The 21440-nt window shown below is 70.6% G+C and carries 19 protein-coding genes and 1 tRNA gene; 6 read left to right on the forward strand and 14 right to left on the reverse strand.

Annotated elements, in window-relative coordinates; translation table 11 throughout:
- Nucleotides 1-9 precede the first annotated feature (9 nt).
- The 8 genes from N1F89_RS09810 to acnA all read right to left on the reverse strand — a co-directional run bounded on the left by N1F89_RS09810 (nucleotide 10) and on the right by acnA (nucleotide 10091).
- Nucleotides 10-861: an ABC transporter permease gene (locus tag N1F89_RS09810; protein WP_290083747.1), complete on the reverse strand. Its 852-nt coding sequence runs from the start codon at nucleotides 859-861 to the stop codon at nucleotides 10-12.
- On the reverse strand, nucleotides 854-1774 hold the full coding sequence (locus N1F89_RS09815) for an ABC transporter permease (protein ID WP_290083748.1): 921 nt from the start codon (nucleotides 1772-1774) through the stop codon (nucleotides 854-856). Before N1F89_RS09815 ends, N1F89_RS09810 begins: the two co-directional genes overlap by 8 nt.
- A 37-nt stretch (nucleotides 1775-1811) precedes the next feature.
- Nucleotides 1812-3407, reverse strand: a complete 1596-nt coding sequence (locus N1F89_RS09820; protein ID WP_290083749.1) for an ABC transporter substrate-binding protein — start codon at nucleotides 3405-3407, stop codon at nucleotides 1812-1814.
- 23 nt (nucleotides 3408-3430) lie between these two features.
- Entirely contained in the window at nucleotides 3431-4495 is a 1065-nt protein-coding gene (locus N1F89_RS09825; RefSeq protein WP_290083750.1) for a pyridoxal-phosphate dependent enzyme, read from the reverse strand.
- Nucleotides 4496-4739: 244 nt separating this feature from the next.
- Nucleotides 4740-5468: an isochorismatase family protein gene (locus N1F89_RS09830; RefSeq protein ID WP_290083751.1), complete on the reverse strand. Its 729-nt coding sequence runs from the start codon at nucleotides 5466-5468 to the stop codon at nucleotides 4740-4742.
- A gap of 13 nt (nucleotides 5469-5481) precedes the next feature.
- Nucleotides 5482-6843, reverse strand: coding sequence for an amidohydrolase family protein (locus N1F89_RS09835; RefSeq protein WP_290083752.1), 1362 nt, complete (start codon nucleotides 6841-6843; stop codon nucleotides 5482-5484).
- Nucleotides 6840-7238 (reverse strand): nuclear transport factor 2 family protein, encoded by a 399-nt coding sequence (locus N1F89_RS09840; protein ID WP_290083753.1) that lies wholly within the window; start codon nucleotides 7236-7238, stop codon nucleotides 6840-6842. Before N1F89_RS09840 ends, N1F89_RS09835 begins: the two co-directional genes overlap by 4 nt.
- Before the next feature lie 156 nt (nucleotides 7239-7394).
- Nucleotides 7395-10091: an aconitate hydratase AcnA gene (gene acnA / locus N1F89_RS09845; RefSeq protein WP_290083754.1), complete on the reverse strand. Its 2697-nt coding sequence runs from the start codon at nucleotides 10089-10091 to the stop codon at nucleotides 7395-7397.
- A gap of 174 nt (nucleotides 10092-10265) precedes the next feature.
- Here acnA and N1F89_RS09850 point away from each other — a divergent pair, with 174 nt between their 5' ends.
- A complete protein-coding gene (locus N1F89_RS09850; RefSeq protein WP_290083755.1) occupies nucleotides 10266-10913 on the forward strand; it encodes a GntR family transcriptional regulator in 648 nt (215 codons plus the stop codon).
- Nucleotides 10914-10936: 23 nt separating this feature from the next.
- Entirely contained in the window at nucleotides 10937-11875 is a 939-nt protein-coding gene (locus tag N1F89_RS09855) for an isocitrate lyase/PEP mutase family protein (protein ID WP_290083756.1), read from the forward strand.
- Nucleotides 11876-11999: 124 nt separating this feature from the next.
- On the opposite strand, the gene N1F89_RS09860 is transcribed toward N1F89_RS09855, so the two are convergent.
- Complete coding sequence (locus N1F89_RS09860) at nucleotides 12000-12956, reverse strand: tripartite tricarboxylate transporter substrate binding protein (protein ID WP_290083757.1); 957 nt, start codon at nucleotides 12954-12956, stop codon at nucleotides 12000-12002.
- Nucleotides 12957-12972: 16 nt separating this feature from the next.
- Nucleotides 12973-14388, reverse strand: coding sequence for an FAD-binding protein (locus N1F89_RS09865; RefSeq protein ID WP_290083758.1), 1416 nt, complete (start codon nucleotides 14386-14388; stop codon nucleotides 12973-12975).
- A 399-nt stretch (nucleotides 14389-14787) separates the two neighbouring features.
- Here N1F89_RS09865 and N1F89_RS09870 point away from each other — a divergent pair, with 399 nt between their 5' ends.
- The 3 genes from N1F89_RS09870 to N1F89_RS09880 are packed head-to-tail and all read left to right on the forward strand — an operon-like array spanning nucleotide 14788 to nucleotide 17494.
- The gene (locus tag N1F89_RS09870; protein ID WP_290083759.1) at nucleotides 14788-15549 is read left to right on the forward strand and encodes an SDR family oxidoreductase; all 762 of its coding nucleotides are present in this window, start codon (nucleotides 14788-14790) and stop codon (nucleotides 15547-15549) included.
- Entirely contained in the window at nucleotides 15539-15982 is a 444-nt protein-coding gene (locus N1F89_RS09875; RefSeq protein WP_290083760.1) for a tripartite tricarboxylate transporter TctB family protein, read from the forward strand. The genes N1F89_RS09870 and N1F89_RS09875 overlap by 11 nt, the downstream gene beginning before the upstream one ends.
- 6 nt (nucleotides 15983-15988) lie before the next feature.
- On the forward strand, nucleotides 15989-17494 hold the full coding sequence (locus N1F89_RS09880; RefSeq protein WP_290083761.1) for a tripartite tricarboxylate transporter permease: 1506 nt from the start codon (nucleotides 15989-15991) through the stop codon (nucleotides 17492-17494).
- 520 nt (nucleotides 17495-18014) lie between these two features.
- Here the strand turns inward: N1F89_RS09880 and N1F89_RS09885 are convergent.
- From N1F89_RS09885 to N1F89_RS09895, 3 genes are all read right to left on the reverse strand, one after another.
- A complete protein-coding gene (locus tag N1F89_RS09885) occupies nucleotides 18015-18974 on the reverse strand; it encodes a hypothetical protein (protein ID WP_290083762.1) in 960 nt (319 codons plus the stop codon).
- Nucleotides 18974-19456: a hypothetical protein gene (locus N1F89_RS09890; RefSeq protein WP_290083763.1), complete on the reverse strand. Its 483-nt coding sequence runs from the start codon at nucleotides 19454-19456 to the stop codon at nucleotides 18974-18976. Before N1F89_RS09890 ends, N1F89_RS09885 begins: the two co-directional genes overlap by 1 nt.
- Nucleotides 19457-19774: 318 nt before the next feature.
- A tRNA-Met gene (locus tag N1F89_RS09895) sits at nucleotides 19775-19851 on the reverse strand.
- Nucleotides 19852-20207: 356 nt separating this feature from the next.
- Here N1F89_RS09895 and N1F89_RS09900 point away from each other — a divergent pair.
- Complete coding sequence (locus tag N1F89_RS09900) at nucleotides 20208-21161, forward strand: Gfo/Idh/MocA family oxidoreductase (RefSeq protein WP_290083764.1); 954 nt, start codon at nucleotides 20208-20210, stop codon at nucleotides 21159-21161.
- Nucleotides 21162-21204: 43 nt separating this feature from the next.
- Here N1F89_RS09900 and N1F89_RS09905 read toward each other — a convergent pair.
- Nucleotides 21205-21440: aminomethyltransferase beta-barrel domain-containing protein (locus tag N1F89_RS09905; protein ID WP_354670318.1), on the reverse strand; the 236-nt coding region annotated here is incomplete at its 5' end.

The following is a 21440-nucleotide window of genomic DNA, read 5'->3' on the forward strand; positions in this document are numbered from 1 at the left end:
CTGTCTGTGCTATCGCTGGATGCCGGGGTCGAAATGGTCGCGCAGGCCGTCCCCGGTCAGGTTGAAGGCGAGCACGAGCAGCGAGATGGCGATGCCCGGCGCGACGACGAGGTGCGGCGCGATGGCGTAGAACTCGCGGCTGGCGCCGAGCATGGCGCCCCATTCGGGGGCCGGCGGCTGCACGCCGAGGCCGAGGAAGCCGAGCGCCGAGCCCACCAGCACCGCCTGGCCGGCGTTGAGGCTCATCTCGATGACGATCACCGTCGAGGCGTTGGGCAGCACGTGGCGCAGCAGGATGCGCGTGTGGCTCATGCCGGTGGTGACGGCGGCGCTGACGAAGTCCTCCTCCTTGAGCTCGATGACCCGGGCGCGCATCAGCCGCGCGATCGGCGGGATGAAGCTCGCGGTGATGGCGACGGTCAGGCCGGTGGCGCTGGCGCCGACCGCGGCGGCGATGGCGATCGCCAGCACCAGGTTGGGCACGGTGAGCAGAAGGTCGACGAAGCCGGTGACGATGCGGTCGGTCAGGCCGCCGAAATAGCCGGCCACCGCGCCGAGCGCGACGCCGCCGAGGCCGGCGGCGAGCGTGGCGACGAGCGCGATCGACAGCGTGTAGCGGGTGCCGACGATGATGCGCGAGAGGATGTCGCGGCCGACATTGTCGGTGCCGAGCAGATGCTCCGCCGAGGGCGGCTGCATCAGCGCGAACAGGTCCTGCGCGGCGGTGTCGTAGGGGGCGATGGCCGGGCCGAACAGCGCGAGCAGGACGAACAGGCCGAGCAGCCCGCCGCCGAGCCACAGATACAGGTTGAAGGACAGGCGGCGCCTGCGGCGGCGCCGGCCGGCAACGGCCTCAGGCATAGCGCAGCCTCGGATTGATGAAACGGTAGAGCACTTCGACGATCAGGTTGATGAGCAGGAAGCCGACGACGAAGACGAGCGTGATGCCCTGCACCAGCGCGAAGTCGCGGTTCGACACGCCGGTGAGCAGCAGGTCGCCGATGCCCGGCCAGGCGCTCAGCCGCTCGATGACGACCGAGCCGCCGAGCAGGTAGCCGGTCTGCAGGCCGATGATGGTGACGGTCGGGATCATCACGTTGCGCAGCACGTGGCGCACCAGGATGGCGCCGCGGCGCATGCCCTTGGCGCGCGCGGTGCGCACATAGTCCTTGCGCAGCTCCTCGATGACGATGCCGCGCGTCATGCGCGCGACGAGCGCGATCAGCCGTGCGGCGAGCGCCAGGGACGGGATGACGAGGGCGAGCGGCCCGGCATTGCCGAAGCTCGGCAGCAGGCCCCACTGCACCGACAGAAAGGCGATCAGCAGCATGCCGATCCAGAAGTTCGGCACCGCCAGAAGGCCGATGACCGTGAGCGAGATGGCGACGTCGGGCCAGCGGTTGTGCGCGGAAGCGGCGGCGATGCCGGCGGGAATGCCGACCAGAATGGTGAGCGCGATCGCCGCGCCGGCCAGCTCGAGCGTCGCCGGAACGCGGGCCAGGATGTGCGGCAGCGGGTTGCCGCGGAAGGTGGTCGAATAGCCGAAGTCGCCGACGAACACGCCGAGCACGTGGTTGACGTACTGGACGACGAGCGGCTGGTCGAGGCCGAGGCGCACGCGCGTCGCCTCGATCTCGGCCTGGGTGGCCGTGGCGCCGGCGGCGAGCGCCGCCGGGTCGCCCGGCACGGCCTTGAAGATGAAGAACAGGATCGTCACCACCCCGAGCGCGACGAACGGGATGGTGACGAGGCGCTGGCCGAGGAAGCGGATCACGCGGCTCGACCCGGCCGGCGGACCGACGGCCCCTGCATCACAGGGCGGCGTTGCGCAGCGAGGTGAAGACGATCGGCAGCACCTCGACGCCGGCCACGCGCTTGCGCGTCGCCGTCACGTTCTCGTTGATCTGCAGCCACAGATAGGGCGCGTCGGCCCAGATCAGCTGCTGCGCCTCGGCCAGCGCGGCGTCGCGGTCGGCCGCCTCCGGCTCGCTGTTGGCGCGGTCGAGCTGCCGGTCCACCTCCGGGTTGGAATAGCGCGCGATGTTCCACACGTCGGGGCGCGCGGTGTCGTCGGCGTTGGAGCGGAACAGCGATTCCAGATGGTAGAGGCCGGAGCCGTTCGACGGGTTGAAGCCGAACATCGCCATGTCCCAGCCGAGCCCCTCGGCGTTCTGCCGGAGCTGGTCCCAGTAGGCGCCGCGCTCGATCTTGCTGATGCGCGCCTCGACGCCGATCTGGGCCAGCGAGGCGGCGACGATCTCGGCCACCGCGATGTCGCCGGGAAACAGCCCCTCGGGCGCGAACATGGTCAGGCTGAGGCGCTCGCCGTCCTTCTGCATGATGCCGTCGGAGCCCGGCTCGTAGCCCGCCTCGGCGAGCAGCGCCCGGGCGGCCTCCGGATCGTGCGGGATCGTGCCGATGGCGGCGTGGCCGACCGTGTCGAAGGCGAGCGGCGAATCCGGCGCCTTGGCGAAGCCGAAGAACACGCGCTCGGCGATGGTCTCGACCGGCACCGCATGGTTGAGCGCCTGGCGCACCTTGAGGTCCTGCAGCGGCGCGCGCGTCAGGTTGAGCGCCAGGCCGATCGGCCGCAGGCCGGGCTGGCGGATGATCGCGATGTCGTCATTGGCGGCGAGCTGCTCGACGAGCTGCACGGGCACCGAATCGATGACGTCGACCGAGCCGGTGGCGAGCGCCGAGATGCGCGTCGCCGGTTCGGCGATGAAGCGGAAGACGACGGCCTCGGCGCCCGGCTTGCCGCCCCAGTAGTCCTCGAAGGCGGTCAGGGTCAGCGTCTGGCCGGCCGCGAAGCTGTCGAGCTTGTAGGGGCCGGCGCCGACCGGGTTCTGGCGGAAGCCGTCCTCGCCGTGCTTTTCCAGGGCCGCCGGCGAGACGATCGCGCCCGAGCCGTGCGCCAGCGTGTTGGGCAGCTGCGCGAACGGCGCCTTGAGCCGGATGACGACGGTGCGCTCGTCCGGCGTCTCGGCGCCGGCGACCGGGTCCCAGAGCGGCCGGTTGGTCGGGTTGCGCTCGGCATCCATCATGCGCTCGATGTTGAGCTTGACGGCGGCCGCGTCGCATGGCGTGCCGTCGTGGAAGGTGACGCCCGGCCTGAGCTTGAGCTCGCACGACATCAGGTCGGGCGCCATCTCGTAGCTTTCGGCGAGCTGCGGGACGATCGCCATCGAGGCGTCGAAGTCGAGCAGCCGGTCGTAGAGGCACAGCGCCGCCTCGTAGCCGGCCGGATAGCCGGTGAAGGCGCCGTGCGCGGGGTCGAGCGTCAGGATGCTGGTGCTCTGCCCGAAGGTGATGGTGCCGGAGCCGGCCTGCGCCAGCGCCCGCACGCCCGTTGCCGAGACGGTGACGGCCGTGGCGGCCATCAGCGTCAAAACCTGCCTGCGATCCATGACGTGCTTCCCCTTTCTGCTTGTCACGACTGTCCGCCTGCGGCCGGCCGATCCTCCTCGCCGGTCCACAGCGTGTTCCATGTGAAGACGGCGGGTGTGCCGCCGGTGTGCACGAAGACCACCACGTCGTCGCGGCCGAGCCGGCCGGTGCGCACGTGGTCGATCAGCCCGGCGGCCGCCTTGCCGGTGTAGATGGGGTCGAGGATGATGCCCTCGGTGCGCGCGAACAGCCGCACCGCCTCGTTGCCGGCCTCGCTCGGCACGCCGTAGCCGGAGCCGACATAGCCGTCGAAGTTGATCACCTCGTCCTCGCAGACCGGCACGTCGAGGCCGAGGGCGTCGAGCGTCTGACGGGCGATGCCGGCGGTGCGCGAGGGCAGGTGGAACTCGTCGGTGGCGGTGACGCCGTGCATGGCGAAGCCGGCGCCGAGCAGCTTGCCGGCGAGCAGGATGCCGGCCTGGCCCTTGCCGCTCGACGACATGTAGACATGGCTCGGCGCGAGCGCGCGCTCGGCGAGCTGGTCGAGCACCTCGAGCGTCGTCTCGATGTAGGCCAGCGCGGAGGCGACGTCGAACATCGGATTGTCGTTGAGGATGTGCGGCCGGCCGCCGGCGGCGCGAACCTCGGCCGCGCGCCGGTCCATGATGGCACGCTGGGCGTCGCGGTCGGCGGCGAAGTGGATCTCGGCGCCGAGCAGGTAGTCGACCAGCAGGTTGCCCTGCACCGCGTTCGGCCGGGCGCCCTCCAGCACCAGGATGGTCTTCAGGCCGAGCCGGTTGCAGGCGCCGACCGTCTGGCGCGCGGAGTTCGATTGCAGGTCGAGACCGACGATCACCGTGTCGGGCTCCTCCTGCATGGTGCAGGCCAGGCGGAACTCAAGGTTGCGCAGCTTGTTGCCGCCGAAGGCGACGCCCGTCAGGTCGTCGCGCTTGACGAAGATGCGCGGTCCGCCGAGATGGCGCGACAGGTTGCGCGCTTCCTCGAGCGGGGTGTTCTTGATGGCGATGTCGAGCCGCGGCACCTTGGCGATCAGGGCGCGGATCGCCGCAGGCGTCAGCGGCAGGCCGGAGGGACGGGCCTCCGTCATGGCTGCACCAAAGGGCGGACGGACGTCGGAAGGGACACGGCTTTATTCCGTAATTGTGGAATACCATCTTCAATTATGGAATATGCGCCTTTTCCGGCAGGCGGTCAAGCGGCACCCGCCGGCGGCACGCCACCGGCGGCGGCGCGGCGGCCATCGTGACTTGTTCTCATATGCGGGGCTCTATGCGTCGTGCGGCATTGCGCCGCGCGACCGGCCCGCAGAGGCGGGCCGGCCGGGGCCGGCATCAGGAAGCGGCCGGCTGGCCGCCGCGCACGGGCAGGCCGTCGATGTAGGTCGCGACCTCGTCGACGGGGATGACGTCGGCATATTTGCAGTTGAGGTCGAACAGGTTGATCGCGTGGCTCGCCTCGAAGCGGTCGAAGGCGGTCTCCTCGGGGATCACCACCTTGAAGTTGAACGAGTAGGCGTCGACCGTTGTCGCCCGCAGGCAGCCCGACGTGGTGCAGCCGGTCAGGATCAGCGTGTCGACGTCGAGAAAGTTCAGGTGGCTCATGAACAGCGTGCCGAAGAAGGCCGACGGCTTGCGCTTGCCGATCAGGATGTCCTGCGGCTGCGGCGCCAGCGGCGCCACGGTCTGCGTGGCGTGGGTGCCCTCGACGCTGGTCTTCTCGCCGCCGCGGTGGTTCTTGCCGACCTGCACGCCGCTGTCGATCATGTCGGGGCGGCGCTCGGACTGGGTGTAGAAGACCGGCAGGTTCTTGGCCCGGGCGAGCCGGAGCAGGCGCTCGATGTGCGGCACCGCCTTCCAACCGGCCTCGCCGCAATGGGTGCGGTACTTCTTCAGCCCCTCCTCGAGCGGCTCGTCCGGCGCGTCGCCGCAGAAATTGTACTGCACGTCGATGATGAACAGCGCCGGCCGGGTGCCGAAGCCGCCGCGCTTGCCATAGCCGGCGAGCTGATAGACCCGCTTGTCCTCGTCGGTCAGGAACCGGTCCCAGATGCGTTCGCTCATGTGCCTTTGTCCTTTACGGTGCGCGATGCAGGTAGCGTCCGCCGGCGGCGCCGTCGTCGGCGAGGCGGCCGTCGTCGACGACGAGCCGGCCGCGCAGGACCGTGTGGGTGACGCGGCCGCGGAAGCGCATGCCCTGATAGGGCGAATAGTCGGAGTGCGAGGGGTAGTCGGCCGCCGCCACCACCGTCTCGGCGGCCGGGTCGACGATGGCGAGGTCGGCGTCGAAGCCGGGCGCCACATGGCCCTTGCCGGGCAGGCTGTAGAGCGCGGCGACGTTGCTGCTGGTCGCCGCGGCGAGCGTCTCCAGCGGCACGCCGCGCCTGTGGTAGCCCTCCTCGAGCAGGATCGGCAGAAGCTGCGCGACGCCGGGAAAGCCGGCGCTCGCCTGCCACAGGTCCGGCCCCTTGGTGGCGTGCTTGCGCGGCACGTGGTCGGAGCCGATGGTCGAGATGTCGCCGCGGCGCACGCCCTCCCACAGACCGTCGACGTCGTCCTGCGCGCGCAGCGGCGGGTTGACCTTGCCGGCCAGGCCGAGCGGCATGTCGCGCGTCAGCGACAGGTAATGGCCGCAGGTCTCGACATGGATCGGCGCGCGGTCCGGCCGGCGCAGCGCGCGCACCACCTCCAGGCTCTCGGCCGCCGACATGTGGACGATGTTGACCGGGCAACCCGCCTTGCCGCCGAAATAGGCGACGCGGAACACGTTCTCGGTCTCCAGGAAGCCGGGCGACTGCTCGTCCCAGGCGGCGAGGTCGTCGCGGCCGGCCGCCTTCAGCGGCTCGCGGAAGACCGGGATCACCTCGGTGTTCTCGCAATGCACGCCGACGACGCCGCCGCGGATGCCGGCGCCGGCCTGCAGGGCGCGGTAGAGCAGCGCGTCGTCGACCTCGGTGAAGCCCTTGGCCGCGCCGGTCGCGCCCTTGTACATCAGGTAGACCTTGACCGAGGTGATGCCGAAACGGCGCGCCAGAGCGGCCAGCTCGTCGACGTGGCGGCGCGAGGTGACGCCGAAATGGAAGCCGAAATCGACCGCCGAGCGCGCCTCGGCCTCCGCCCGCCAGGCCTCGGTGGCCGGGCCGAGGTCGTCGGCGCGCCAGAAGCTCATCAGCGTCGAGACGCCGCCGAGCGCGGCGGTGCGCGATTCGCTCGTCCAGTCGTTCGCCTTGTCGCCGAAGCCGATATGGGTGTGCGGGTCGATCAGGCCGGGAAAGACCAGCCGGCCGGTGCAGTCGATCACGCGGCGCGCGGCGACGCGCTCGGCGGGGTCGAGCAGGCCGGCGATGCGGCCGTCGCGCACCGCCACGGTGGCCTTGCGCACGCCCTGGCCGGGAAAGACGACGTCGCCGCCGGCAAGAACAAGATCGAGCTCGCTCATGTCCGGGCCGCCTCGCGCATCGCCAGCACCCGCTCGCCGGCGTCGTTCCACACGTCCTGGCGCAGGATGCGGCCGTCGACGATGTCGAAGCGGTCGATGAAGCGGATGTTGTCGAACGCCGCGCCGTCGGGCCACTCGCCGTAGAGCGTGCCGCTGACCAGCACGCAGGTCGCGCCGTCGCCCGGCCAGGCGTCGCAGCGCGCGATGCGCTTGCCGACGAAGCGGTAGCGGCCCGACGAGTTCTGCGCGATCTCGGCGGCGCTGCCGAACACGCGACCGCCGGGGAAGGTCAGCGTCGGCGCGTCGGCGAGGCAGGCGGCGGCGGCGTCGAGATCGCGCCGCTCCATCGCCTGCAGATAGTCGAGGGCCAATGTCTTGGCCTTGTCCAGATCCATCGTCTTCTCCCTCGGCCTGGTGCACCGCGTGGCCCGGCCGCGCCGGAACGGATGCCCCGTCTGTTGGTGGTCGCATCGATGGCCGCGGGACGCCGGCGCCCGCTGTCGATCGACCGTCACGGCCGCCGCCGCGGCGACGGCGTTCGCAATCGCGGCCTAGGCCGCGTCCTCGAAGCGGGCGAGCAGCCGGCTGAAGATGCCGCCGGCGGCGAGCAGCCGGCGCTCGTGGTCGCTGGCGACGTCGATCGCCGCGGCGAAGGTCGTGCGGCCGCCGTCCGGCGCCCGGGCGGTGACGGCGACCGGGCTGCCGGTGCGCAGCGCCTCGCGCAGGCCCTCGAAGGTGAAGCGCTCGAAGCCGGTCAGGCCGAGGCTTCGCGCGTCCGCGCCATCGGCGAAGGTCAGCGGCAGGATGCCCATGCCGATCAGGTTGGCCCGGTGGATGCGCTCGAACGACACGGCCAGCACCAGCTCGACGCCGAGCAGCTTGGGTCCCTTGGCGGCCCAGTCGCGGCTCGAGCCCATGCCGTAGTCGCGCCCGGCCAGCACCAGCATCGGCGTGCCGGCGTCGCGATAGCGCGCGGCGGCGTCGTGGATGGTGACGACCGGGCCGTCCGGCTCGGTGCGCGTGAAGCCGCCCTCGGTGCCGGGCACGAGCTGGTTCTTCATGCGCTGGTTGGCGAAGGTGACGCGCGCCATGAACTCGTGGTTGCCGCGCCGCTGGGTCACCGCGTTGAAGGCCTTCGGCTCGACGCCGGCCTCCATCAGGTAGCGGCCGGCCTGGCTGTCGGGCAGGATCTCGCCGCTCGGGGTGATGTGGTCGGTGGTCAGCGAATCGCCGACCTTGACCAGCACGCGGGCGTCGGCGATGCGGTCGTCCGGACCGGCGCCGGCAAGCTCGAAGAAGGGCGGCCGGCGGATATAGGTCGAGGCCTCGCCCCAGGCGAAGGTCGGGCCGGTCGCGGCCGGCAGCGCCTCCCACAGCTTTGAGCCGTCGAACAGCGTCGCGTAGCTCTTGCGGAAGCGCTCCGGCCGCTGGCTCTCGGCGACCAGCGCGGTGAGCTCGTCGCGGTCGGGCCAGATGTCGGCCAGCAAGACGGGCCGGCCCTCGGCGTCGTGGCCGAGCGGCTCGCTCTCGACGTCGATGTCGACGCGGCCGGCCAGCGCGAACGCCACCACCAGCGGCGGCGAGGCGAGATAGCTGGCGCGGCAGGAGCGGTGGATGCGGCCCTCGAAGTTGCGGTTGCCCGACAGCACCGCGGCGGCGACCAGGTCGTTGTCGGCGATCGCCGCGGCGATCTCCGGCGCGATCGGGCCGGACTTGCCCGAACAGGTGGTGCAGCCGAAGCCGACGATGTGGAAGCCGAGCTCCTCGAGCGGCGCGAGCAGCCCGGCCTCGCCGAGATAGTCGCGCACCAGGCGCGAGCCGGGCGCCAGCGAGGTCTTCACCCAGGGCGGCACCTGCAGGCCGCGGCGCCGCGCGTTGCGCGCCAGAAGCCCGGCGCCGATCATCACCGAGGGGTTGGAGGTGTTGGTGCACGAGGTGATGGCGGCGACCGGCACGACGCCGTGGCCGAGCGTCACCGTGCGGCCGTCGAGGGTGACCTCGACCGTCCTGTCGCCTTCCTCGCGCGGGACGCCGAAGCCGCCGTCCTCGACCGACCGGTGCAGCGCGGCGCGGAAGGCGGATTTGGCGTCGGCCAGGCGCAGCCGGTCCTGCGGACGGCGCGGCCCGGCGATGCTCGGGCCGATCGCCGACAGGTCGATCTCGACCGTCTCGCTGACCTCCGGCTCGGCGTCGCCCGGCTCGGCGAACAGGCCGGCGGCGCGCGCATAGGCCTCGACCAGCGCCACATGCTCGGGCTCGCGGCCCGACTGGACGAGATAGTCGATGGTGCGCGCGTCGATCGGGAAGTAGCCGACGGTGGCGCCGTATTCGGGCGCCATGTTGGCGATGGTGGCGCGGTCGGGCACCGACAGGGCCGGCAGGCCGGGGCCGAAGAACTCGACGAAGGCGCCGGTGACGCCGACGTCGCGCAGGCGCTGCGTCACGGTCAGCACCAGGTCGGTGGTGGTGGCGCCGGCGGCGAGCGCGCCGACCAGCCGGACGCCGACGACACGCGGAATGCGCACCTGGTACTCCTGGCCGAGCGCTGCCGCCTCCGCGTCGATGCCGCCGACGCCCCAGGCGAGCAGGCCGAGGCCGTTGACCATCGGCGTGTGGGAATCGCAGCCGAGCACGAATTCCGGCGCGGCGACCTCGCCGATGCCGTCGATCGTCTCGGTGGCGACGACGCGCGCCAGCCGCTCGAGATGCACCTGGTGGATGATGCCGGCGCCGGGCGGCACGATGCGCAGCTTGTCGAAGGCCTGCCGCGCCCATTTGAAGAAGGCGTAGCGTTCGCCGTTGCGCCGATACTCGGCCTCGATGTTGCGCGCCTCGGCGTCCGGCCGGCCGGCGACGTCGACGATCAGCGAATGGTCGACCACCAGGGTGACCGGCACGTCCGGCTCGACGACGCGCGGGTCGCCGCCCGCCGCGGCGACGCGGTCGCGCGCGGCGGCGAGGTCCATCAGCGCCGGCAGGCCGCTGGAATCGGGAAACATCACCCGCGTCACCTTGAGCGGCACGGACAGCTCCGGCGAGGCGGCCGTCCAGCCGGCGACGGCGGCCATCTCGGCCTCGACCGGCGCGCCGCGCAGCCGCTGGCGGGCGACGTTCTCCAGCACGATCATCAGCGCGCGGGGCAGCGGCGTCGACCGGTCGGCCAGCAGTGCTGCGAGATCGATGCCGCGCAGCCGCTTGCCGCCGGCGCCGGCAATCTCCATCAATGGGGTACGCGTTGTCGCGCTCATACCACCTCCAGCGTCGGCACATCGGTACCGTTGGGGCAAAAAAGTGTCAACACTATTGTGGGGCATGCCTTGTAAGCCGGAGCGGGATTGGGTAAACGAGGGCAAACGTCGGATTTTTTCGCGAAAGTGTCGACACAAGGCGGGCGAGCGGTGGAAAGACAGTCGAAGACTTTGGTGGACACCGTGTTCCAGGGCATCTTCGATCTCCTCATCGCCGGCGAGATTCCGCTCGGCGGCGTGGTCAACGAGGCGCTGCTGGCCGAGCGCTTCAAGGTCAGCCGCGGTCCCGTGCGCGAGGCGGTCAAGGCGCTGCAGGGGCGCGGGCTGATCACCAAGGAGCCCTATCTCAAGGCGCGCGTGGTCGACCTCTCGGTCGCCGATATGGTGCAGATCTTCCAGCTTCGCGAGTCCGTCGAGGGCATGGCGGTGCGGCTCGCCACCCGGGCGATGCCGGACGAGGCGCTCGATCAGCTTCTCGCCGAGTTCGCCGATGCCGACCGCAAGCAGAAGCGCCCGGCGCTCGACGTGCATGTGCGCATCGCCGAGGGCTGCGGCAACGGCCGCATCCAGTCGCTGCTGTGCGACGAGCTCTACTATCTGCTGCGGCTTTACCGCGCGCGCTCGGGCGACACGCCGGGGCGGCGCGACGACGCCTTCGCCGAGCACTGGCAGATCCTGCGCGCGATGAAGGCGCGCGATGCCGACCTCGCCGAATCCCTGATGCGCTCGCACATCGCGCGCGCCACCGAATCTCTCCAGGAGCTGCTCGATTCCGAGGGCGGCGCCGAAGCCAGTCCCGCCTCCGGGCAGAAGAGCGCATGACAGCCGAGAAAGGATCGCAGCCGATGAAGCCGACACGCCGCATGAGGGAACTTCTGGCCGCCGACGGCATCCTCGTTTCGCCCGGCGTGTACGACGGCTACAGCGTGCGCGTGGTGGAGAAGATGGGCTTCAAGACCGCCTGCACCACCGGCGCGGGGCTGGCCAATTCGCGCCTCGGCGTGCCGGACATCGGCATCATGGGGCTGACCGACAATCTCGACGCCTGCCGGGTGATCGCGCGCAGCGTCGACATCCCCGTCATGGCCGACGCCGACACCGGCTACGGCAACGCCGTGGCCGTCTATCACACGGTGCAGCGCTTCGAGGAGATCGGCATCGCCGGCATCAACATCGAGGACCAGATCAGCCCCAAGCGCTGCGGCCACATGGAGGGCAAGGACGTCATCGACATGCGCGAGATGGCGCGCAAGATCGAGGCGGCCTGCGAGGCGCGCAAGGACGATGACTTCGTCATCCTGGCGCGCACCGACGCGCTGGCGGTCGAGGGGCTGGACGGGGCGATCCGCCGGGCCAGGCTCTACGCCAAGGCCGGCGCCGACCTGATCTTCGCCGATGCGATCGCCGGCGAGGACCAGATCAAGGCGCTGGTCGACGCGGTGCCGGTGCCGGTGTCGGTCAATATGGGCTTCGGCATCCGCAGCCGGCCGACGACGCCGCTGATCCCGATCAAGCGGCTGGAGGCGCTCGGCGTCAAGCGCATCACCCTGCCGCGCATGCTGCCGGCGGCCGCGCTGATGGCGATGGAGAACGCGCTCACGCTGCTGCGCCAGTCGATGGAGACCGGCGAGGTGATCGACCGGCCGGACCTGCTGGTCGGCATCGACGACATCTGGAGCCTGATGGGCCAGCCGGCGATCCGCGCCATGGAGATGCGCTTCGGCGATCTCGACGGCGTCGAGACCGAGGACGACGCGCCGCGCGCGGCCGGCGGGATGAGCTGACGGCCGCTGCGCCGGCACAGCCGGTGCGCGAGACGAAGAAAGGGCGGGTGCCGCGTGGGCACCCGCCCTTTCTTGTCGGCGGTCGTTGCAGGGGCCTGCCGGCCGGAGCCGGCAGGCCGGCCGGTCACTCCGAAAAGTCGATATTGGCCAGCAGGTCGGCGTAGAAGGCGTCCTCCTTCTCCAGGATGCCGGCGAAGGTCGCCGCGTCGGCATAGTCGATCTCCGTCAGGGTCGTCTCGCCGAACTTGGTGAAGGTCTCGCCCTCGGCCGCCTTGCGCGCGGCGTCCGACAGCCGGTCGATCACGTCCTGCGGCGTGCCGGCCGGCGCCCAGATGCCGATGTTCGGCGGCAGCACCAGGTCGACGCCGCCTTCCTTCAGCGTCGGCAGGTCGGGGGCGACCGAGGCGCGCTCCTCGCTGAGCTGGGCGAGCGCCACGAGCTTGCCGGCATCGGCCTGCGGCATGATCGCCGAGGCGTAGCCGAGCACCAGGTCGACGTCGCCGGCCACCGTGGCGGCCACCGCCGGCGTCACCCCGCCGAAGGGGATGTGGAACAGCTCGACGCCGGCCTCGCGGGCGATCGCCTCGGCGGCGATGTGCGTGGCGCCGCCGGTGCCGGCGCTGCCGTAGCTCACCTTGCCCGGGTTCTCCTTGGCGTAGGCGATCATCTCCTCGGTGGTCGAGAAGGGCGCGTCCTGGCGCGCGGCGATCACGTTGGGGCCGACGGCGATGCGCGCCACCGGCGTCAGGTCGTCGAAGCCGTAGGGCAGCTCGCGCTGGTGCGGCGCCACCGTCTGCACCGAGCTCACCGCGAACAGCAGCGTGTAGCCGTCGGCATCGGCCGAGGCGACCGCCGCGCCGCCGACGGTGCCGCCGGCGCCCGGCCGCGTCTCGACGACCACAGGCTGGCCGAGCTCCTTCGACATGTCCTCGGCGAGCGTGCGCGCCAGCGTGTCGGTGGAGCCCGGCGAATAGGGCACGATCACGGTGATCGGCCGCGTCGGGAAGTCCTGCGCCACCGCGTGGCCCAGCCCGAGCGCGGCGATGGCGCCGGCCAGGATCGTCTTCTTCAGGAAACTCATGGTTCTCTCTCCCTTTCTAGCTCTGGGTTTGAAGTTCGGTTGCGGGGGCGTCGCCCGCTTCGGCGCCGGCCTGGCGGCCGGCCGCGCGGCCGGCCAGGTAGCCGAGGCCGAGCGCGGCCAGAAGGCCGTTGCCGGAGACGTAGCCGGTGCCGCCGCTCAGGCCGGAAATGCCGACCGCGGCGCCGCCGCCGGCATAAAGGCCGCGGATCCAGGTGCCGTCCCGCGCCAGCACGCGCGCGTCGCCGTCGACCATCAGCCCGCCCTGGGTGTGGAACAGCGCCGGTGCGATGCGGGTGGCGCGCAGCGCCGGACGCAGCGCGCCGAGGCCCCATTGCCGACGGCCGAAGGTATCGGTGGCGCCGCCTTCCGCGGCGTCGGCCGCCGCGCGGCAGGTGGCGGCGAAGGTCTCGGCCGGCACGCCGATGCGCGCGGCCAGCGCCGCCGCGTCGTCGGCGGCGAGCGCGCCGCCGGCCGCCGCCAGCTCGGCGAATTCGGGCTGTCCGGCGGCGACGTCGTCGGCGATGCGCGCGTCATAGATCATGTGCAGCGGCGGCGCGGCCGCCAGCGCCGGCGCGGCGAAGGCGGAATAGCCGAGCGTCTCGTCGGCGAAGCGCGCGCCATTGCCGTCGACGATAAAGCCGCCGCGCTCGACCACCGTCCAGGTGACCAGCGCGCCGCTCGGCTCGGCCAGGCCGGCATGCGCCTGGTAGGCGCCGAGATTGCCGGTCGCCGCGCCGAGGGCGGTGCCCCAGCGCAGCGCCTCGCCGGTGCTGCCCGGCGCGCCGGCGTAGCGCGCCCGGGCGGCCTGCGGGCAGTGCGCGGCGACGAGGTCGCGCGCTGCGGCGAAGCCGTTGCTGGCCAGGATGACGGCACCGGCGCCGATGCGCGCCTCGCGGCCCTCCGCGTCGACGGTCAGCGCGCCGCGCACCGCGCCGTCGCGGGTGATCAGCGCGCGCGCCTCCTGGCCGAGCGCCAGCGGAATGTCGCGCGCGGCGACCGCGCGTTCCAGATCGGCGACGAGGTCGGCGCCGCGGCGCGCCGGCGGCGCGTGCAGCCGCGGCACGCCGTGGCCGACATGGCGGTAGGTCTCGACCAGCGTCATGGCGACGCCGGCGCTGTCGACCAGCCATTCGACGAGCTCGGCCGAGATGCCGGCGAGCCGGTCGACCAGCGCGTCGGCATCGTGCGGGCCGGCGATACGGCGCAGGTCGGCGGCATAGCGCGCCGGGCTGTCGGCGATGCCGGCGGCGCGCTGGAAGCGGCTGCCGGCGCCAGGCACGGAGCCCGACGACAGGGCGGTGTTGCCCTGCAGGCGCGGCGCCTTCTCGACGACCGCCACCGTGGCGCCGCGCTCGGCGGCGGCCAGCGCCGCGACGAGGCCGCAGCCGCCCGCGCCGATGACCAGGACGTCGATCTCCGTATCGAATTCCACGTTGTCGCCCATCTCCAAAGTGTCGACACTATCAGCGCACTTGCGCGGGAGTGTCAACTCTTTGCCCGCTGCGGGCGACTGCAGGGCCCGCTGCGAGCGGCCGCGCGGCGTCTTCGGCCGGTCGCTTCCGCTTCCCATAGGTGTCGAATTCGGCTTGTATCATGCACAATGCGGGCCGTCAGGCGCCGCCAAGGCGGCATGGGGCGCAGGACAGGCGTTGCCGGCAATACTGTTGACAGTTTATCGTGGCTTGTCCTATTCGGGCGAGCCATCGGGCCTGCTGCCGCGCGGCCCGGGCATGGGGAGGCGTCAGGTGCGCGAACGTGTCGTCCAGTACAGCCAGACGGTGGCGCGCGGGTCCGGCCGGCGCCGCCTTGCGGCCCGCGCGACGGAGGCCGCGTGACCGGCCGGCCGGAGGCGCCGGCCGCGACGGCGGTCGTCACCGGGGCGTCGTCCGGCATCGGCCGGGCGGTGGCCGAGCGGCTTGTTGCGACCGGCTGGCGCGTCGTCGGCCTCGACCGGGCGGCCGGCGCGCTGCCGCAGACCGCCGTCTACCAGCACCGTATCGTCGATCTCGCCGACGTCGCGCAGGCCGAAGACGCGGCGGCCGCGCTGGCCGGGGGCGGCTGCACCGCCCTCGTGCATGCCGCCGGCATCATGCGCGACGACGCCGACGCGGCGACGCGGCGCACCGCCGGCGCCGCGCTGTGGCAGCTGCATGTCGGCGCGGCCGCCGCCCTGGCCGCCGGGCTGGCGCCGGGCATGCCGGACGGCCGCGGCCGCATCGTCTTCCTGTCGAGCCGGGCGGCCGACGGGCGCGCCGGTCGGGCGCTCTATGCCGCCTCGAAATCGGCGCTCGCCGGCCTGGCGCGCTCGCTCGCCGCCGGGCTCGTGCGGCGCGGCATCACCGTCAACGTGGTCGCGCCGGCGGCCGTCGACACGCCGCAGCTTCGCGATCCCGCGCGGGCGGCGGCGGCCGTGCGCCTGCCGCCGCTCGGCCGGCTGATCGCGCCGTCCGAGGTGGCCGCCACGGTCGCCTTCCTGCTCGAGCCGGAGGCGGGTGCCATCACCGGCCAGACCGTCTATCAATGCGGCGGCGCCTCGCTGGCCGGCGCGCTGCCGGCCGCGGCAAGCCTGGAAAGGGCCGAAGATGAAGCGTGATCTCCCGTCCGGCGAGCTGATCGCCGCGCTCGCCGTGTGCCTTTTCGGGGCGGGCGCGATCTGGATCGCGCGCGACTACTCCATGGGCACGGTGACGCGCATGGGCGCGGGCTACGTGCCGGTGATGCTCGGCATCCTGCTGATCGCCATGGGCGCGGTGCTCGCCTGGCAGGCGCGCGCGGCCGGGCCGGCCGACAGCACGCCGGCGCTCAGGCCCTTCGCGCTCATCATGGGCGGCATCCTGGCCTGGGCGCTCATCGTCGAGCGGCTCGGCTTCGTCGCGGCGACCGTCGTCTTGGTCGTCTGCTGCAGCGCGGCCGAGCCGCGCAGCACCGTCTGGTCGACGCTGGCGCTGGCCGCGGGGCTGACCGTCGGCGGCTATCTCTTGTTCGTGACGGGGCTCAACATCCCCCTGTCGGCCTTTGGAGACTGACGCGCCATGGACCTGATCTCCGGACTCGCGCTCGGCATCGAGACCGCGATCACCTACGAGGCGCTGCTGTTCTGCCTGATCGGCGTGACGGTGGGCATGTTCATCGGCGTGCTGCCGGGCATCGGCCCGCTCGCCGCCGTGGCGATGACGCTGCCGATCACCTATCACCTGCAGCCGATGAGCGCGCTGATCATGCTGGCCGGCATCTTCTACGGCGCGCAGTATGGCGGCTCGACCGCCTCGATCCTGCTCAACCTGCCGGGCACCTCGACGACGGCGGTGACGGCGATCGACGGCTACCCGATGGCCAAGCAGGGGCGCGCCGGCGTGGCGCTGTTCATCACCACGCTGACCTCGTTCTTCGGCGGCTGCGTGGCGATCGTGCTTCTGATGAGCTTTGCGCCGGCGCTCGGCAAGATGGCGCTCGCCTTCTCGTCGGCCGAGTATTTCTCGATCATGCTGCTCGGCCTGATCGCGGCGGCGACCATGGCGCTCGGCTCGCCGCTCAAGGGCATGGTGTCGGTGACGGCGGGCCTGCTTCTGGCCATGGTCGGCATGGACACCACCTCGGGCGAGCTGCGCTACACCTTCGGCATTCTCGAGCTGCAGGACGGGCTCAACCTGGTGGCCATGGCGATGGGGCTGTTCGGCGTCGCCGAGATCCTCAGCAATGTCGGCAAGCCGCGGCCGACCGACGGCCACCTGAAGACGGTGCGCCTGCGCGAGCTGATGCCAACCAGGCAGGACCTGGCGCAGTGCTACAAGCCGGCCATGCGCGGCGCCGGCATCGGCTCCTTCATCGGCATCCTGCCCGGCGCCGGGCCGACGCTCGCCGCCTTCCTCGCCTACGCGATGGAAAAGCGCGTGGCGCGCGACCCCAGCCGCTTCGGCAAGGGCGCCATCGAGGGCATCTCGGCGCCGGAGGCGGCCAACAACGCCTCGACCCAGGCCGCCTTCATCCCGACGCTGGCGCTCGGCATTCCCGGCGACGCCTCGATGGCGGTGCTGCTCGGCGCGATGATGATCCACGGCATCACGCCGCGGCCGGAGTTCTTCTCCTCCAACGCCGACCTGTTCTGGGGCCTGGTGGTCAGCTTCTGGGTCGGCAATTTGATGCTCCTGGTGCTCAACATCCCGCTGATCGGCGTGTGGGTGCGCATCCTGCGCGTGCCGCAGCACCTGCTGTTTCCGGCCATCATCTTCTTCATCTGCGTCGGCGTCTACAGCGTCAACAACAGCACCTTCGACGTCGCCATGGTGATCGTGTTCGGCGCGCTCGGCTACGTGATGAACCTGTTCCAGTATCCGACCGCGCCGCTGCTGATGGGCTTCATCCTCGGGCCGATGCTCGAACAGCACTTCCGTCGCGCGCTGCTGTTCTCGCGCGGCGACCTGACGACCTTCATCGACCGGCCGATCAGCGCCGCCTTCCTGGCCTGCTCGGCAGCGCTGATCCTGCTCATGCTGGCCCCCGCCATCACCCGCCTCGCCCGCCGCCGCCGCGCGGGATGAGGGGCGGGGGGCCGCTGTATCGAGGGTCGCGCGGCAAGGGGGAACGGCGAGCCGGTTTCCACGTCGCCTGGAAACGCTCCGGCGATAGGTGCGCGGGCCGCCAGCGAAGGGCAAGCAGCGGGAGGGGCGCGATACCGTGCTGCCCGATCTGCATGCGTGCGCCGGCCGCGGGCGGCAGGGGGCCGTCATCTCGCCATCGCGCGTCGACGGCCGGATGCTTCGCATCAGGCTCGGTGCGGACCCCGGTTATGTCGCTCTCAGACGCTCGTCAGGGTGAAGTGGGATTCGCCCGTGCTACGCTGGTGTATGGAAAACGTCGTCATCAACACCGACACGGCCGGCAACCGCACGATGCACAAGGGCCGCTCCCGTGACCGTATCGATCTGGCCGTGTGCTATGGATGGCGATTTCCCGGCTCACGCATGAGGAATCGGAAACCTCGTGGTGGGGGAGCGAGGAGGCCGAAGAAGCGGCCGGGCTCTTCGCAGGACGCATACCGGAAGAGATGGCGGAAGACGTCTAGCCGCTGCCGATTTGGGCGAGGGGTTCGAGGTTCTCAAGTATCCGCTGCTCTTTCACCAGTTTCCCATTGCGAAGCGTTCTCACAAACTTAATGCTCGCGCGCACGGGCTTTAAGAGCAGCTGCTCTTTGAACTGGACATCGGCGAGATACTTCGTGACGAGATCATCAGCGACGGCGCCCTTCATTGTCGGATGGTCGCCTTCAATCCTCAGCTCAAATTGGTGGGCATCGGGAAGTATTCCTAAGAGTACCCCGTCGAAACGCTCGACGTCGTCCTTCACTTCGACTTCGTTCAATTTTTCAGTCAGCCGCGCGACGGCTTCAGAACTTAGGCTCACGCGGTTCTCATCTCCCACAATTCGAGTGCTGGCACCTGCTTCGTGGAGAACCTTCGCAAACTTTTGAACGGCGGCGATCAGGCGCGGTTGGGTCTCTTCGAGCGCCTCCGCGAACCTCTCCTCCGGTTCTTCGGATAGCAGCCGGATAAGTGAGGTGGCGTCCTCCACCGCGTGCTTCAGCGGCGTGGCGACCAACTCCTGTTGCTCAGGCGCGATCTCCTCAAGAACAAATCCCATCGAACCCCGGACCAAATCTCGGATGAAAAGTCTCGCCTTCTCAGCGCCCTTTACTCTCCCCCGATCGGGCAACGCGTCGCCCTGCTGGGCAGCAAGCGCCATCGCGATCATCTTTTGATAGCTGTCGAGCGCATCGGTCGAGAAATCTAGTCGAATATCGCCCTGGCCGATCACCGGGAGGCCATCGAAAATCAGCGCGACGCTCGCATAGCTATTCGACTTGGCGCGGAGACTGGCAATCTGCTCATCGATTTCCTTGAGACGATTGTCCCACATAAGGCGGGATGTGCCCCAAGCGGAACCCGCGGCCTCTTTCAGTTGCCGTTCCACGAATTGCCGGTCGGTTTCGAGCGCCTCAAGCGAAAGCAGGGTAGGCTGCATCACGCATTCCCCAGCAGTGCCGCTGCGGCATCATCGTCGGCCGCATTGAGCATTATTGCGACAAAGCCCTTCCATGCGAACGTGTCTCTTTGATGGGAGAAAAGGCTCTGCCAGTACATGACGTGGCGCAGAAGCGAACCAAGGTCCAGTTCTTCAACCAGCACAGCATAGGTATCGAGGTTCAATGTCGCCTTGTTCTGGTCCCGGTTCGCCACTCTCTCGTGCCAAAACACCCCGCCGGCCTGAAGCAGTGCTGCGTCCGCACCTGCGTACTTCGCCGGCCGATTCAGGATGCTGAAGATGTCGATGTCTCGAGGCGCCCGAAGCGCTGTCGCTTCAACGTTCTCGACAAAGCTGCCGTCGATGAACTGGATACCTGAGACGTAGCCGTCGCCGGCGAGCACTCGTCTGTACTCTAGCAGGTTGCGCAGCAGCGCCTTTCTTTCGTCGGTGGCTGCGAGCGTCTGCGTGAGTTCGACCATCGTTGCGAAGTACGGTGAACGGTCTGCAACAGTGGCGTCACCGCCTACGAACGGCGGGATCAGTCCATTCCGGTCAAAACCTGGTATCGGCAAAGCTTCCCCCAACGCCTTTTCGAGCAGCCTGCCAAGAAATGTTAAACAACCATTCCACGATTGCCAATGTATCTTTGGGCTCGCCTATGTGACGCCCATGTGTCATCCAGTCATTTCAACGCCGTTCAAGTCGTTGAAATTGTTTGTCACACAGTAGCGGCCGTTGGTACATGGAGGCCGGTCATTTGGAGGGGATGTTCTGACTGTAAGTTGTTGATTTTAAAGTGGTAGCGGAGGAGGGACTCGAACCCCCGACACAAGGATTATGATTCCTCTGCTCTAACCGACTGAGCTACTCCGCCATCGCGCGGCGGCCGGGGTGCGCGCGGGCGCCCGGGCCGGGGCCTTGCGGCCGGCGACGGGCGGATATAAGGGGCGGCCGGCGAGGCTGTCAAGCGGCCGGCGCGGCGCGTCCCGCCGCTGCGCGAAGCGGCGCCTGGCCGGGCGCGGCCGGCGCCGCTCGGCGCGGCAGGCAACGCCGGGCGCAGCGTGGGCAGCGGGACGCGCGCGGCGCGGGTTCGGCCGGAGGCGGCGCGGCGGCGGGGCCGTGGCCGGGGCTCACGCGCAGGGTTGAGTCGGGCGCGGTGCGTCGATATGTGTCTGCCACGCCTTCTTTCTCCGCGCCGCAGCCGGCGCTGTTCTCGTGCCAAGGGACGGAATGACACCGCGGATCGCCGTTTTGGGATGTGGCTACTGGGGAGCCAACCACATCCGCACGCTCAAGGCGCTCGGTGCGCTCCATGCCGTCTCCGATGCCAATGCGGCCAGGGCCGAGGGCTTCGCCAGCGAGCACGACTGCCTGGCGATCGCGCCCGACACGCTGTTCGACCATGCCGAGGTCGACGCCATCGTCCTGGCGCTGCCGCCGCAGTTCCACGCCGAATACGCCGTGCGCGCGGTCGAAGCGGGCAAGGACGTGCTGGTCGAAAAGCCGATCGCGCTCACCGTCGCCTCGGCCGAGAAGGCGGTGGCGGCGGCGCATGCGGCCGGCCGGGTGCTGATGGTCGGCCACGTGCTGCGCTTCCACCCCGCCTTCGAGCGGCTCAAGGCGCTGATCGACGCCGGCGAGCTCGGCGCGGTCGGCTACATCCATTCGCACCGCCTCGGCCTCGGCAAGTTCCACACCGAGAACGACGCGCTGTGGGACCTGGCGCCGCACGACCTGTCGATGATCCTGGCGATCACCGGCACCGCGCCGGTCTCGGTGCGCGGCGAGGGCGCGGCGCTGCTCGACAATCTCAGCGACTTCGCGCATCTGCACATGCGCTTTCCCGGCGGGCTGCGCAGCCACCTGTTCACCTCGCGGCTCAACCCCTATCGCGAGCGCCGCCTCACCGTGGTCGGCGAGAAGGCGATGGCGGTGTTCGACGACGTCGAGCCGTGGGAGCGAAAGCTCGCCGTCTACCGCCACGCGGTGTGGCAGGACAGCGGCCAGTGGGCCTTCACCACCAACGAGCCGAGCTACGTGCCGGTCGAGCCGGGCATGCCGCTGACGCGCGAGCTCGAGCATTTCATCGCCTGCGTGCGCGAGCGCGCGCAGCCGCGCACCACCGGCGAGGAGGCGATCAACGTGCTGAAGATCCTGACCGCCGGCACCATCCTGCACGACTGAGAGGGCGCGCCAGCAACGCGGTGGCCGTAGCGTCCGGCCGCCGTCACGGGGTGTGGGCGGCGGCGGGTGCGGCCATCAGCCGGGCGAGCTGCGCCTCGGCCCTGGCGGCGCGCTCGGCGCGCGCGACGAAGCCGCCGCCGAGCACGCGCGCGCCGGCGTCGTCGCCGGCATAGAGCACGCAGGCCTGGCCCGGCGCCACGCCGGCCTCGCCCTCGGCGAGCTCGACCCACACCTGGTCGCCGCGCCGCTCGAGGCGCGCCGGGCGCGGCGGCCGCGTCG

The organism is Aquibium sp. A9E412, assembly GCF_030398335.1.
Lineage (GTDB): Bacteria > Pseudomonadota > Alphaproteobacteria > Rhizobiales > Rhizobiaceae > A9E412.

Excerpts from the sequence above, each read along its gene's own strand:
- N1F89_RS09855 (WP_290083756.1), top strand. The coding sequence starts at position 10,937 with ATGAAGCCGACACGCCGCATGAGGGAACTTCTGGCCGCCGACGGCATC.
- N1F89_RS09860 (WP_290083757.1), bottom strand. The coding sequence starts at position 12,956 with ATGAGTTTCCTGAAGAAGACGATCCTGGCCGGCGCCATCGCCGCGCTC.
- N1F89_RS09835 (WP_290083752.1), bottom strand. The coding sequence starts at position 6,843 with ATGAGCGAGCTCGATCTTGTTCTTGCCGGCGGCGACGTCGTCTTTCCC.
- N1F89_RS09840 (WP_290083753.1), bottom strand. The coding sequence starts at position 7,238 with ATGGATCTGGACAAGGCCAAGACATTGGCCCTCGACTATCTGCAGGCG.
- N1F89_RS09890 (WP_290083763.1), bottom strand. The coding sequence starts at position 19,456 with ATGGTCGAACTCACGCAGACGCTCGCAGCCACCGACGAAAGAAAGGCG.
- N1F89_RS09810 (WP_290083747.1), bottom strand. The coding sequence starts at position 861 with ATGCCTGAGGCCGTTGCCGGCCGGCGCCGCCGCAGGCGCCGCCTGTCC.
- acnA (WP_290083754.1), bottom strand. The coding sequence starts at position 10,091 with ATGAGCGCGACAACGCGTACCCCATTGATGGAGATTGCCGGCGCCGGC.
- N1F89_RS09830 (WP_290083751.1), bottom strand. The coding sequence starts at position 5,468 with ATGAGCGAACGCATCTGGGACCGGTTCCTGACCGACGAGGACAAGCGG.
- N1F89_RS09825 (WP_290083750.1), bottom strand. The coding sequence starts at position 4,495 with ATGACGGAGGCCCGTCCCTCCGGCCTGCCGCTGACGCCTGCGGCGATC.
- N1F89_RS09885 (WP_290083762.1), bottom strand. The coding sequence starts at position 18,974 with ATGCAGCCTACCCTGCTTTCGCTTGAGGCGCTCGAAACCGACCGGCAA.
- N1F89_RS09820 (WP_290083749.1), bottom strand. The coding sequence starts at position 3,407 with ATGGATCGCAGGCAGGTTTTGACGCTGATGGCCGCCACGGCCGTCACC.
- N1F89_RS09880 (WP_290083761.1), top strand. The coding sequence starts at position 15,989 with ATGGACCTGATCTCCGGACTCGCGCTCGGCATCGAGACCGCGATCACC.
- N1F89_RS09900 (WP_290083764.1), top strand. The coding sequence starts at position 20,208 with ATGACACCGCGGATCGCCGTTTTGGGATGTGGCTACTGGGGAGCCAAC.
- N1F89_RS09875 (WP_290083760.1), top strand. The coding sequence starts at position 15,539 with ATGAAGCGTGATCTCCCGTCCGGCGAGCTGATCGCCGCGCTCGCCGTG.